The sequence below is a fragment of the Burkholderia sp. 22088 genome (genome assembly GCF_052045915.1).
Lineage (GTDB): Bacteria > Pseudomonadota > Gammaproteobacteria > Burkholderiales > Burkholderiaceae > Burkholderia > Burkholderia cepacia.
Window position 1 is genome coordinate 158,018 of record NZ_JBQEPY010000020.1, and the last position, 12,571, is coordinate 170,588.

The 12,571-nt window shown below is 62.2% G+C and carries 10 protein-coding genes; 5 read left to right on the top strand and 5 right to left on the bottom strand.

The genetic code is table 11. The annotated features are described in order from the left end of the window. Positions 1-183 precede the first annotated feature (183 nt). On the top strand, positions 184-1,065 hold the full coding sequence (hchA, locus tag ACTJLD_RS32720) for a glyoxalase III HchA (RefSeq protein ID WP_440660768.1): 882 nt from the start codon (positions 184-186) through the stop codon (positions 1,063-1,065). Positions 1,066-1,341: 276 nt separating this feature from the next. Here the strand turns inward: hchA and ACTJLD_RS32725 are convergent, their stop codons facing one another. After that, positions 1,342-1,908 carry a TetR/AcrR family transcriptional regulator gene (locus ACTJLD_RS32725; RefSeq protein ID WP_027792270.1) on the bottom strand — a complete coding sequence of 189 codons (567 nt, stop codon included), beginning with the start codon at positions 1,906-1,908 and terminating at the stop codon, positions 1,342-1,344. A gap of 157 nt (positions 1,909-2,065) precedes the next feature. On the opposite strand from ACTJLD_RS32725, the gene ACTJLD_RS32730 reads away from it, so the two are divergent. From ACTJLD_RS32730 to ACTJLD_RS32740, 3 genes are read left to right on the top strand one after another with little or no spacing between them, the layout of a single operon-like run. Continuing rightward, on the top strand, positions 2,066-2,995 hold the full coding sequence (locus ACTJLD_RS32730; protein ID WP_440660770.1) for an alpha/beta fold hydrolase: 930 nt from the start codon (positions 2,066-2,068) through the stop codon (positions 2,993-2,995). A gap of 11 nt (positions 2,996-3,006) precedes the next feature. Further along, the gene (locus ACTJLD_RS32735) at positions 3,007-4,386 is read left to right on the top strand and encodes an MATE family efflux transporter (RefSeq protein WP_081084747.1); all 1,380 of its coding nucleotides are present in this window, start codon (positions 3,007-3,009) and stop codon (positions 4,384-4,386) included. A gap of 54 nt (positions 4,387-4,440) precedes the next feature. After that, positions 4,441-5,601, top strand: a complete 1,161-nt coding sequence (locus ACTJLD_RS32740) for a thiolase family protein (RefSeq protein ID WP_440660736.1) — start codon at positions 4,441-4,443, stop codon at positions 5,599-5,601. A 368-nt stretch (positions 5,602-5,969) separates the two neighbouring features. On the opposite strand, the gene ACTJLD_RS32745 is transcribed toward ACTJLD_RS32740, so the two are convergent. After that, positions 5,970-7,088 carry a helix-turn-helix transcriptional regulator gene (locus ACTJLD_RS32745; RefSeq protein ID WP_124672570.1) on the bottom strand — a complete coding sequence of 373 codons (1,119 nt, stop codon included), beginning with the start codon at positions 7,086-7,088 and terminating at the stop codon, positions 5,970-5,972. 236 nt (positions 7,089-7,324) lie between these two features. On the opposite strand from ACTJLD_RS32745, the gene ACTJLD_RS32750 reads away from it, so the two are divergent. Further along, the gene (locus ACTJLD_RS32750) at positions 7,325-9,406 is read left to right on the top strand and encodes a hypothetical protein (RefSeq protein WP_440660738.1); all 2,082 of its coding nucleotides are present in this window, start codon (positions 7,325-7,327) and stop codon (positions 9,404-9,406) included. Between the two features lie 365 nt (positions 9,407-9,771). On the opposite strand, the gene ACTJLD_RS32755 is transcribed toward ACTJLD_RS32750, so the two are convergent. The 3 genes from ACTJLD_RS32755 to ACTJLD_RS32765 all read right to left on the bottom strand — a co-directional run bounded on the left by ACTJLD_RS32755 (position 9,772) and on the right by ACTJLD_RS32765 (position 12,547). Beyond that, positions 9,772-10,695: a LysR family transcriptional regulator gene (locus ACTJLD_RS32755; protein WP_060319095.1), complete on the bottom strand. Its 924-nt coding sequence runs from the start codon at positions 10,693-10,695 to the stop codon at positions 9,772-9,774. Between the two features lie 123 nt (positions 10,696-10,818). After that, positions 10,819-11,376 (bottom strand): ester cyclase, encoded by a 558-nt coding sequence (locus ACTJLD_RS32760; RefSeq protein WP_124816213.1) that lies wholly within the window; start codon positions 11,374-11,376, stop codon positions 10,819-10,821. Positions 11,377-11,500: 124 nt separating this feature from the next. Further along, positions 11,501-12,547, bottom strand: a complete 1,047-nt coding sequence (locus ACTJLD_RS32765; protein WP_440660740.1) for a polysaccharide deacetylase family protein — start codon at positions 12,545-12,547, stop codon at positions 11,501-11,503. Between the last annotated feature and the right edge of the window lie 24 nt (positions 12,548-12,571).

The following is a 12,571-nucleotide window of genomic DNA, read 5'->3' on the forward strand; positions in this document are numbered from 1 at the left end:
GCAATTAATCCCGGCCGCGTTGTAAGATTTCCGGGCATGCTCGCGCGGCCTGGCGAAATCGCCGTCTTCGCCTCGAAGTGCAAAGGAGACCTACCGAGCAGACTCGAAGGCCTCCGTCGGCTGAGCACGGCAATCGTCGACGCCAGACCGATTCCTGAACCCAGTCCAGTGAAAGGAGCAGTTATGACCACCGAGCCGCAGCAAACGGACAAGATCCCCTCGCCCGATCCGGCCGAGAACAATGCGTACTTTCCGTCGCCGTATTCGTTGTCGCAGTACACGTCTTCAAAGACCGACTTCGACGGCGCGCATTACCCGAACCCGTACAAGGGCGGCAAGTGGAAGGTCCTGATGATCGCCACGGACGAACGCTACATCCTGATGACGAACGGCAAGATGTTCTCGACCGGCAATCATCCGGTCGAGATGCTGCTGCCGATGCATCACATGGATCAGGCCGGCTTTGAAATCGATGTCGCGACGCTTTCGGGCAATCCCGCCAAGCTGGAGCTGTGGGCCATGCCCGGCGACGACGAGGCCGTGCAGTCCACGTACCGGAAATACCTGCCGAAACTCAAGACGCCGCTCAAATTGTCCGACGTGCTCGAAAAGGACCTCGGCGCCGATTCGCCGTACATCGCGGTGTTCATTCCCGGCGGCCACGGCGTGCTCGCCGGGATTCCGCACAGCAAGGAGGTAAAGCGAACCCTCAAGTGGGCGCTCGACAACGACCGGCACATCATCACGCTGTGTCACGGCCCGGCGTGCCTGCTGTCGGCGGCCGTCGACGAGGATCCGCAAAACTATCCGTTCAAGGACTACGAGGTTTGCGTGTTCCCGGATGCCCTCGACAAGGGGCCGAATCTCGATATCGGGTACATGCCGGGCCCGCTGCCGTGGCTCGTCGCCGAAAGCCTCGAAAAACTCGGCGCCAAGGTGTTGAACAAGGACATGACGGGCCGGTGCCATCAGGACCGGAAACTGATCACGGGCGATAGCCCGCTTGCGTCCAACAACATCGGCAAACTGGCCGCCGCGGCACTGCTGAAGGAAGTCGGGAACTGACGACCGGCTTGCATCGCGCAATTGCACTGGTGTTACGCGTCACCGGTGCAATTGCTGTCGTCATCGGCGCGGGCAACAGGCAACTGTTTCCCCCGGGACGGGTGCGCTACGCGTTCGATCCTCGGCAAAACCTTCGTCGAGCATTGGGGCGCTTCAATGTCGACTAAACCGCAATCCCCGATTTAATTGGCTTCGTTTGCTGCGTGTGCTCACGCAGCATCAGGATCATTCGAGAATACCGAGGATGCCAAATCATCGAGGAAAGCCATTCCCGCGTTATCTGCACAGCGCATCCCGAGCAGCCTCGAGTATTTCTTCCGACAGCGCCTCGTTATCGACCACGCGCGACATCATCAGCGCACCGATCATGGCTGACGCGGCCGCCAGCGACTTGCCACGCTTGCTTGCTTCCGTGCCTCCCAACTGTGCCTCGATGAGACCTACGAGACGGAGAAACCCGTCCGTCGCGACTTGCCGCGTGCGTGAATCGGCTCTCGCCATATCTCCACCCAGCGCCGCAAACGGGCAGCCTATCGACATATTGTCGCGATGCGCGACCGACAGGTAACGCTCCGCAATCTCCCGGCGCGCCTCACGAGGCGGTTTCCCCTGCACGAACGACTCGAGCGTCCCGTACAGCGTCGCGCTGGCAACATCGCATGCTTCCGCCACGAGATGGTCCTTCGACTCGAAGTGCCGATAGAACCCGCCTGGGGTCAAGCCGGCAGCCGACATGATGTCGGCAATCCCCGCACCTACCACCCCCTTCTCGCGAAACTCCCTTGCGGCAGTTTCCACGATCCGCTTGCGGGTCTCGCTTGCCTCTTCCCTGGACTTTCTCATATCGATCCTGCGCCGGAGCGCTCCGTGTAAAACTTCCCGTTGACACTTAGAGTGTATTCATACTCTAATTGGATGTCGACCATACTCTTATTTACCCAAGGGGGCGGAAGTGGGACAGGACTGGAAACATGGATACGTCCATACCAACGGCATTCGCATGCACTATGTGGAGCAGGGATCCGGGCCGCTGATCCTGCTCTGTCACGGGTGGCCTGAATCGTGGTTTTCGTGGCGCCATCAAATCGCGCCATTGGCGCGGGCCGGGTACAGGGTTGTCGCAATGGATCAGCGAGGCTACGCCGACACCGATGCACCGCAAGCGGTCGACGCATACAACGTCCTGAATCTCGTTGCGGACCTGGTCGGCCTGGTTCATGCGTTGGGGGAAGAACACGCGATTCTCGTCGGGCACGATTGGGGATCCATGGTCGCAGCGTCCGCCGCACTGCTTCGTCCCGACATGTTCCGCAAACTGGCTTTGCTGAGCGTGCCGTACCTGCCGCGCCAGACACTGCGGCCGGCCGTCCGCTTTCAATTGCTCACGCAGGAGCAGCATTTCTATCAACAGTATTTTCAGGAACCGGGGCGGATCGAGCGCGAGCTCGAAGCCGACGTTCGCCGCGCTTTGCTGGGCATTCTGTATTCGGCCTCGGGGCAGGCTCGCTCGAGTGAAAAACACCGCCATTCCAGCTTCGTCCGTTTCGACAAGGCCAGTCGTCTTGTCGACAGTCTCGTGTTCCCCGACGAGCAACCCGCGTGGCTGACGACGGAGGAACTCGACTACTTCACGGCACAGTTCAAGATGTCGGGTTTCCGGGGCGGCATCAACTGGTATCGGAACTTCGATCGGAACTGGGAGCTGACGCCGTTCCTGGACGGCGCGCGCATCCTCCAGCCCACGGTCTTCATCGCCGGTGAACTGGATGGCGTGCTGAAGATGGCGAAGGACGAATACGAGACGCTCGAACGTAACGTGCCCAACCTGAAGGGAAAGCACCTGATTGCCGGAATCGGTCATTACGCGCAGCAAGAAGCGCCTGACGCGGTCAATCAGCTGCTGCTGTCGTTCCTGTCCGACCGGGGATAGGGACGAAGCATATGGATCAGACTTCAAACAAGCCCGATGCCGGCGCGCTACGTCGCGCCCGCATTTTGGGCGGCCCCCTGTTTCGAACCCTGCTGTCGCTCGGGGTAACCACCATGGCCGTATTGATCGCCCAGACATTCGTCGGCGTGCTGGAGACGTGGTACGTGAGTTTTCTCGGTACCGATTCGTTGGTCGGCGTGTCGCTTGTCTTCCCGATCTCGATGTTGATGACGATGATGTCCAACGGCGGCATCGGAGGTGGCGTTGCGTCCGCCGTGGCTCGAGCAATTGGCGGCGGCAAACGGCGCGATGCCGACGCGCTCGTCCTGCATGCGGTTGTCGTGGCCGTGGCACTCGGCTGCCTTTTCACGATATTGGCGTGGTGCTACGGTCCCGAGTTGTATGCCGCACTCGGCGGTCGAGGGCCGGGACTCGCTGCGGCGGTGACCTATTCGAACTACGTATTCGCTGGCGCCATACCGGTCTGGATCGTCAACTTGCTGTGCGCAGCCCTGCGAGGCAGCGGGAACGTCAAGATTCCCGCGATCACGACTTTCGCCGGTGCGCTGGTGCTGATTCCGCTTTCGCCTTTGCTGATTTTCGGCATGGGCCCTGTACCCGGCCTGGGCATTGCCGGTGCGGGTATTGCCGTCTCCCTCTATTACAGCATCGCCGCCGTCGCGCTTCTGATCTACATGGCCAGGGGGCACGCCGGATTGGTCCTGACGCGCACGCCGCTGAATCTGCGCTTCTTTTCGGACATTCTTCGGGTTGGTGCGCTCTCGTCGATAGGCGCACTGCAACTGAATCTGATGGTCGTATTGCTGACCGCGGTGGTCGGGCGTTTTGGCCAGGCTGCGCTGGCCGGCTACGGCATCGCTTCACGACTCGACTACGTCTTGATACCGCTGCTGTTCGGTCTAGGTACCGCCGTGCTGACCGTCGTCGGGACATGCATGGGAGCCGGCGACGTCGCGCGGGCCAGACGAGCCACCTGGCTCGGCATTGCGATGGGAGCCGGCTTCACGCAGATCATCGGGTTGGTCGTCGCCATCCATCCTCCCGTCTGGCTGGGCCTGTTCACGCAAGACACGGCCACGACACACTTCGGGGGCCTCTATTTGAGGACCATCGCGCCACTCTACGGTCTGGTCGGCGTGTCTTTCATCCTCTCGTTTGCGGCCCAGGGTATCGGCCGTCCTTTCTGGACAATCCTGGGTGGAACGGCTCGCTTGTTCATTGCGGCCGGTGGTGGATGGCTGGCCGTCAATCAGCTGGGGGGCGGCATGGGCACGCTGTCCGCCTTCGTCGCGGCGGGGACGATCGGTTCAGCGCTGGTATGCGCGGCCACGATGGTGCCCAAACGTATCTGGACTCGGGTCGAGGTGTGACGGATCACGCAACGACCCGCCGTTATCGATCGGCTATATCTGGAGAATGGTGAAATGAATCGTACCGTCATCGCTGGTTATGTGCGCACGCCTTTCGCATTTGCACGCAAAGGACCCTTTCACGCAACGCGGCCGGATGATCTCGCCGCCGTCGCACTTGCCGAACTGGTCCGACGCAGCGGAATCGATCCACACCTGATCGAGGATGTACTGATGGGGTGCGCCTATCCCGAGGGCGCTCAGGGAGACAACGTCGCACGTATCGCATCGCTGCTCGCGGGACTGCCCGTTCAAATCGGTGCCGCGACGGTCAATCGCTTTTGCGGCTCGTCGATGTATGCCATCCACATGGCGGCCGGACAGATAGCCATCGGTGCCGGCGAAGCGTTCATCGCGGCCGGTGTCGAGAGCATGACGATGGTGCCGCAAGGCGGCTTGTCGGCATCTCCGAATCCGCGTTTCGCGTCGAGAGAACATCCCGATGCAGACGTTCCGACCCAGGCGTACACGCCAATGGGCATCACTGCCGAAAACGTGGCGGCACGCTGGGCTATTTCGCGTGAGCAACAAGACGCGTTCGCCGTCGAGTCTCAGCGCAAGGCGTCACGTGCGCAAGCCGAAGGTCGTCTGGTCGATGAGCTCGTGCCGGTTATCACGCCCGACGGCACCGTGGTCGATCGCGATCTTTGTCTGCGTCCGCAGACTTCGCTCGAAGGGCTTGCTGCGCTGAAACCTGCGTTCGGGGAAGGCGGTACCGTCACGGCGGGTACCGCCTCGCCTTTGACGGATGGTGCCGTTGCCGTACTCGTCACGTCGGAAGCATTCGCGCGACAGCATGGGCTCGACATGCTCGCCCGCGTACGGTCGACTGCAATTGCGGGCCTTGAACCCGAAATCATGGGGATGGGGCCGGTACACGCGACCCGCAAGGCGCTTGCGCGTGCCGGCTTGCGCATCGAGGACATGGATGTGATCGAGATCAACGAAGCCTTTGCCTCGCAAGCGATCGCATGCATGCGCGAGCTCGGCATCCATCCCGATCGAACCAATATCGACGGCGGAGCAATCGCGCTTGGCCATCCGCTCGGCGCAACAGGCGCACGGATCACGGCCAAGGCGGCGACGCTACTGCGCCGTGTGAATGGTCGTTACGCGCTTGCCACGCAGTGTATCGGTGGCGGACAAGGGATCGCGACTGTTCTCGAAGCGTTGTAGTCACCCGTTCGATACTCGCCCTGCAGGCTGCGCTCCACGCGCAGCCTTGAACGTGGCGCGAAGCGGCCGCCACGGACATCCATGTCGCTGCCGGCAACCAGCATCCGCACTGCGTGTTCATTTCCTCGCGGTGCAAGGGCGAGTCCGGCTGGCGTGTGAAGCACGGAAGGAGGACCCGGTGGAACTCATCGTGTTCGAGAACGTGCCACGGCTCGTGACGCGGGCGCTACCTGCTCGACCAGATTGGGCAGATCCTGCGCCACTACGACTACGCCGTGAACGAGGCGACACACGACAGTAGCAAGATCGACGGTCTCGCGCAGAGCCGGAAAGCGACTTATCACCACCCGGCGAGCGGTTTCGAAGCATCAATCACCGCGCGAATGCCGAGGTAGCACCCAGAGCATCCGTCCCACTGCCTCGGCCTGGTTCCGGGTGTGCGTCTTCTCGTAGATCGCGCGCAACTGGGTGCGAATGGTCGCGAGCGACACGCCCGCGCTGGCCGCGCATTCGTCCGGCGTCTTGCCACCGATCAACGCCTCGGCGACGGCGGCTTCCGCGCTCGACAAGCCGAACGCCTGTCGTAGCTGTTGCGCGGCGACGAGCGGCGCCCCGCTACGTTGCCTGGCCGTGACGAGCAGCATCGCATCGCCGAGAACGGCATGCCGCCCGTGTCCGGACAAGGCGGCGATGCTCAGAAAGACTTCGTGCGCGGCGTTCACGGTGCTGGACAAGGCCAGACTCTCGCTTTTGCGGGTTTTCGCGACACGCCCCAGCGCCGCCTTGAGCGCGTCATTCTGAGGCGCACTTACCGCGCCAAGATGACCGTTCTCGAGCCTGATCCAGGTGGCCGCGCGAAGCATCGCTTCGGCCGCCCTGTTGACGAACACGATGCGTGCATGCCGGTCCAGCGCGAAGACGGACAGGCCCAGTTCCTCCATCAGTTCGGTACCGAGTGCCGCATCGTGATGCAGTACCCTGGCGTCCTGCCACAGGTTGATCGAACGTTGCAGATGCCCGGCCATGCCGGTCAGCATCGCACGCTCTTCCGGTGAATAGGGCGGGCGCCCGTGCGCGCGCAACAGCCCGAGCAAGATGTTGTCGCTACCGGGGCGGGCGAACCGAATGCCCATCAGATAGCGAATGCCCGACGGAATTTGATAGTCCTGGAAGAATTCGCTGCGTTCGATATCGCGCTCGGTCAGGTGATCCTGGCAGCAAACGAATTCGCCTAGCGGTGCATTCTCCACGAAGCCTCGGCGTGGATCGAGCGCGCCGTAATACTGGTCGTAGAGCGCGACGATCTCGTCGAATTCCGCGCGCGGTGAATAAATCGAGAATTTCGGCGCATTGCGTGCGGCGTCCCAACTGAACATGTGAAATACATTTGCACCGAGGCTTTCGGATACCCGGTGAAAGACTTCGAGAAAACCATCCGGATGCAGCGCGGCCTCGTAGAGGTCCCCGATGAGTTGGTCACGGTGCATGCTCCCCCCGTCGCTTCGCGATCTTCGTATGTTGATTTTGTCTGACGATATTGCTTCGAATACCGAATGTTTTCAGGCTAACACAGGTTATTTGCATGCAGTGCCATGTTATTTCCTGATTTTCATCCACCTGAATGATGATCAAAAAAAATGGCTTTGCGAGAATCCCGGCCATTCAGCGTGCATGAGCAGTGCATATGGCACGTATCAACCAGCAGGCTCCCGGGGGAAAAACAATGAAGCTCACACCTGTCGTATCCGGTATCGCAGTGCTCGTCCTGTCGGCTTGCGGCGGCGGTAGCAGTTCGTCCTCGTCGCCTGCCGAACCAACAGCACAGACGGTCAGTGGGGTCGCGGCCGCCGGCGCGGCGATGCAGGGTTCCACCGTGAAGCTGGTCGATGCCACCGGCAAAGCGGTAGACTGCCCGGCCGATGCGTCGACCGGCGCGTTTCATTGCACCGTAACGGGCTTGAGCGCGCCGTACGCATTGTCCGCGTACGGCAACGTCGCCGATTCGCAGGCCACGTTGATCGCGCTCAGCGCGAAAGCCGGCACGCAGACCATCAACATCACGCCGATCACGAACGCAATCGCCGCCACGATCATCGGCGACAACCCGACGAAGCTGCTCGCCGACACCGGCTTGCTGCAGAGCAAAGTCACCGCGCAGGCAGTTGCGAGCACCGTGCAAGCTTATTCGTCTGCGCTATCGGACCTGCTGGCCGCGACCGGCAATACGGGTGTCGACCTGATTTCCGGCCCGCTGACCGCCGGCGCACCGGGCCTCGACCGGCTGCTCGACCAGGTGAAGGTCAACGTGCTGCCGGATGGCGGCGTCCAGATCAGTTCGGTGGCAGGCGCGTCCAGCGATACGCCGGTACAGCTTCAGCTAGCACCTGGTGTCGCGCCGCAGGCCGGCGACAAGGCGAGCCTGCCGGCCGCCGCGACCATCAATGGTGCGGTAGTGTCGAATTTGCCGAGCGCCAGCGATCTGGCCGCATTGCAGACCGCACTCAACCAGTGCTTCGCCGGCTCGACCGGCACCGCGCGAACGGGCGGCAGCGTAGCGGCGTGCGGCCGGATCTTCGTGGACGACGTCGCATCGAATGCGCTGAACGCCGGCGTGCCGGCTGCATATCTCAACAACGGGATGTCGGCCGACCAGGAGTTCGGTGCAGTGGCCGGCAGAACGCCGGGGATCGTGGCCGACGATGCAATGAACAACGCCAGCTTCAGCTTGCCGGAAGTCATCCGCGTCGTTGCCGGTGACACGATGTGGGTCAAGCTCGCGTGGACGCGCAGCGATGGCATTCGCGACGGCATGCAGCAGCATGTGCAACTGGCGGTGCGGGCGGGCAGTCTCGCGAGCGGCGACAACGGCTGGCGCGTGGTCGGCAATCAGCGCGCGGTATTGAGCAAGGTGAACGCGAACGCGCAAAAATGGGACTGGCTGAATCCGGCCAACCCGTCGACGGGAACCAATGCATTCGTCGATTCGCTCAACCTCCAGGTGGGCGCTGTCGATGCGACCGGTACCGCCGTGGACTTCGCGATCGTGAACGGCCCCGGCTTGCGCAACGGCGTGTTCCTGCAGCCGTCGAGCGGCACCTGCGACACCTTGAACATCCGGGCGCAGATCGCGAGCGGGCAGACGCCGGCGCAGCTTGCCGCGCTGGCGAAGAATGCGCTGTGCCGCAACAATTTCCGCCTCGCCGGCGTCGCGCAGGATCCGGCCACCCAGGGCCAGTTCACGTGGCCCGGCGACGCGCCGCGCAACAATACCGCGTGGGCGAAACCGCAACTGAGTGCCGCCGAGCTGGCCGACATCAAGCCGTTCAGCGCCTATACGATCGACGTATATCAGAACGGCAACACGTCGACCCCAGCCAAACACTACACGGTTCGGTTGCGTACGCCGTCGCCGCTTCCCGAAGCGCTGCGCCAGTACGCGTGGCACGAGCTGGCGCAATCCACGCGCGACAAGCTGACGCCGGGCACTCCCGATACATTCGTGGGCGGCACGACCTTTCCGCTGGCCTGGACGTCGAAAGCCGGACTGCCGTTCGTCAAGCGCGGCAACGTGCAGATTCGCGCAACCGCGGCCGGGCAGACGGCGGCGACGTTCGTCAATGGTTCGGCATCGGCGTTGCCGGTCCAGCCGGGCGCTGCGGTGACGCTCAACGTGCCGGGCGACCAGGGCGTGGCGTTTCCGTCGGTCGCCGGCTGGACCGGCAGCACGGACTTCTCGTTCGTGAATTTGAACTGGTCCGATCCGGTCGACACGCTCTTTACCGAGTCCTTCGAGTACGACCGGTAACGGGAGGCCCAAAATCGGCGCTCGCTGACAGTCCCGTGCATGCCGGATCACCTTGGTCGTGTCCGGCTGCGAGGAAAACGGCGAGCGTCGCGTCGAACCCGGCTCCGTGTCGTCGCGTAGCGGGATCGCCTCTTCCCGAGCCGTACGAAGACGGCGAGCGGACATTCCGTGACGCGATGCCTCGCGCCCGGCCCACACGTGATGGGTCCAGGTCACCCTGAACAGGCGACGAGCACTCGCAGCATTTCCGGCACGACAGAAACGACTCGAAACCGTGAGTACCACCGACCTCCCCGCGACTCGCTCACTGGCCGCAATGATCTGTGCGGATACAGGTCAAACCGATAGCCGCCGATAAAGGCGAGCTATCGCAGAAACGGCGCTAACGCTTCTGAAGCTTCGGAGAACTGCTTTTCGAGGAAGTCGAGCAATGTGCGCACGCGCGGTGCCATATAAAGCGTGCGTTGAAAGAGTGCGTTCACTGGCACGTCCGGGCAACGCCACTCCGGCAGGAGCAGCTTCAGCCGCCCGGCCTGCAGATCTGCGCCGATGTCCCAGATCGACTTCATGGCCACGCCGCGACCCTCTATCGCCCATTCGCGGGCAAGCGAACCGTCGTTCGTTTGACGTGAACTGTCGAGCGGTGCCGTGAACAATGCTGTCTCGCCATCGCGCGCGAAACGCCAGTTGTTCGCCGCGCCCGCTGCCGAAGAAAGTACGATGAACCGATGTTCACGCAAATCGTCGGGATGGTTCGGCATACCGTGCGCGGCAATGTAGTCGGGCGACGCACATAGTGCACGGCGATTGTCGGCCATGCGCTTGGCGACCATCGAACTGTCGGCCGGCACGCCGAAGCGGATCGCGAGATCGATGTCGTCCTGCAGCAAATGTGACAGCGAATCGGACAGGACCAGCGTCAGCGTGACGTTCGGGTGGCGTTCGTTGAATTCGTCGAGCCATCGACGTAGCACGGTGCGTCCGAAATCGGAGGTAGCCGACACGCGCAACGCCCCACTCACCGACGCCCGTCCGGCCTGCAATGCAGCGCGCGCATCTTCCAGGGTTTGCAGCGCATGCTGGCAATGTACGAGGTACAGGCGACCTTCGTCGGTGAGGCGCAGCTTGCGGGTCGACCGCTCGAACAGCTGAGTATGGAGTTCTCCCTCGAGCTTCACGAGCCGGGCGCTCGCCGCCGCGGGAGAGAGGCCGAGCTTTCTGCCGGCAGCCGAAAGACTGCCTTGGCTTGCCGTTTCAACGAAGAGGCGAATATCACCGAGATTGTCCATGATCGCGTCACGCGAAAATAATGATGGGTTGTGCCGCGCGATGCTCCGCGCGAGCCCCGGCATGGTAACGCGATGCAGATCGAATCAGGAAAGGCCGACCGTCGGGATCGGCCTCATGCCCGTTTACCTGGCGACCACGCCGAGCTGCTGGAGGAACGTCAGATTGTCCTCGAGATGCCAGTTGTCGGTGATCTTGCCGTCGCGAACGCGATAGATGTCCGTCGCGATGAAGTCGACCACCTGCCCCTTTCCCTGCACGCCGTTGAAGCTGCCCGTGAAGTGACCGGTGAAGTGCAGATGGGTGATGACGCGGTCGCCTGCGACGATCATCTGTTCGACGTCGGCGTGAACATCCGGCACGGCGCCATGGAAACTCTTCGATGCCGCGAGTGGCCCCGCGATGCCCTGCGGCCGGCCGGCGGGCAACGTGCGGTCGGTGAAATCGGCCGCCAGCGCCTCGCGAGCCTGGGCCTCGTCACCCGTGCTCCAGAAGGTATCGTAAAGGCGTGCCGCACGGATCTGTTGCTCGGCCTGATGCTTCGACAGACTCTTGTCGACAATCAGCGTTTTCGGTTGCACGAGATTGTCGTCGGTGGCGGAAACGGCAGGCAATGCGGCAGCAGCTGTGGCGGCGGCCAACGCGATGCGGGAAACGACGGAAACGACGGTGCTGGTTTTCATGTCAGGCTCTTTTGCGGTGTGCTCGAAAAAAATGAAATGAATCCGGAAATGATGCGGCGTTGAATGTTCAGGCGGGAATACGTACTGCGCGATCGCATCAGTGCGAAGCCGCTCGGGCAGTACCCTAGATCGTCTCGCTTTCGCGTACCGTAATCGGGCTTTTCAGTACGAACCGTGCAATGTCGTCCTTGCGCATGAACGCAACGCCGGGATGGCTCTTCGCATAACGCAGAAACGCGTCCCATGCACGTGTCATCTGCGGCGTTCCGCTGATACGGTCATGCGCGCTGATCGACATCATGCGTCGACGCGATCCCGCCTCTTCGTACAGCTGATCGAAATCGAACTTGATCTGTTCGAGGAATTTTTCCGGAGAGTAATTCCGGCCCTCGACCAACAGGATGTCGTTATTGCGCAGTGTGTACGGAACCACAACGAAATCCTTGCCGTTGACCTTTTCGATGAACGGCTCATCACGGCTCGTATCGTCGATGTGATAGACGTAACCGAGTTCCTGCAGCAACGACAGTGTGTTCGGGCCGCGTCGCAGCCAGTTCGCGTTATAGCCGATCGGGCGTTGACCAGTCACCTCTTCCACCATCGATCGCGCCTGGATCAAGAACTCGCGTTCCTGTGGCCGCGACATCGCGTACTGCGAGTTCCACGTCGGCCCGTGGCCCGACGCTTCATGGCCACGCGCCACGATCTCCCGAGCAATCTCCGGATGCCGCTTCGCTGCCTCGCCGATCATATGAGCCGTCACCTTCACGTCGTGGCGATCCCAGAGATCCAGCATCCGGGGAATCCCTTCGCGGTATCCATACGCAAACCACGCTTCGGCGGCCAGATCGGCGGGGACACTCGCCGGGAAATCGACCTTCGGGAACGGATTGTCGGCCCCCTTCGGGGGCTGCCCGCCCGCCTCGAACTGCATCGAGATTGAAATGACCAGCCGCGCGCCGTCAGGCCAGAATTCTCCCCGCCCGGGCGCGGCTACCGCGTTCGGTTGGGAATGATTCGTTTGCGCGCCGACCTGTGCCGTTTGAAGCATCGCACCGACGGCGAAAGCACCCGCGCCGACACCGGTCTTGGTCAGGAAGGAACGGCGCGTCGGCTGATCCGGCGCCCGATTGACTGAATCACGATCCGTTTGATCGACCTGAATTGCCATAGATAAGCTCCACATGACGCACAA

Excerpts from the sequence above, each read along its gene's own strand:
- ACTJLD_RS32725 (WP_027792270.1), bottom strand. The coding sequence starts at position 1,908 with ATGAGAAAGTCCAGGGAAGAGGCAAGCGAGACCCGCAAGCGGATCGTG.
- ACTJLD_RS32750 (WP_440660738.1), top strand. The coding sequence starts at position 7,325 with ATGAAGCTCACACCTGTCGTATCCGGTATCGCAGTGCTCGTCCTGTCG.
- ACTJLD_RS32755 (WP_060319095.1), bottom strand. The coding sequence starts at position 10,695 with ATGGACAATCTCGGTGATATTCGCCTCTTCGTTGAAACGGCAAGCCAA.
- ACTJLD_RS32740 (WP_440660736.1), top strand. The coding sequence starts at position 4,441 with ATGAATCGTACCGTCATCGCTGGTTATGTGCGCACGCCTTTCGCATTT.
- ACTJLD_RS32745 (WP_124672570.1), bottom strand. The coding sequence starts at position 7,088 with ATGCACCGTGACCAACTCATCGGGGACCTCTACGAGGCCGCGCTGCAT.
- ACTJLD_RS32735 (WP_081084747.1), top strand. The coding sequence starts at position 3,007 with ATGGATCAGACTTCAAACAAGCCCGATGCCGGCGCGCTACGTCGCGCC.
- ACTJLD_RS32760 (WP_124816213.1), bottom strand. The coding sequence starts at position 11,376 with ATGAAAACCAGCACCGTCGTTTCCGTCGTTTCCCGCATCGCGTTGGCC.
- ACTJLD_RS32765 (WP_440660740.1), bottom strand. The coding sequence starts at position 12,547 with ATGGCAATTCAGGTCGATCAAACGGATCGTGATTCAGTCAATCGGGCG.
- hchA (WP_440660768.1), top strand. The coding sequence starts at position 184 with ATGACCACCGAGCCGCAGCAAACGGACAAGATCCCCTCGCCCGATCCG.
- ACTJLD_RS32730 (WP_440660770.1), top strand. The coding sequence starts at position 2,066 with ATGCACTATGTGGAGCAGGGATCCGGGCCGCTGATCCTGCTCTGTCAC.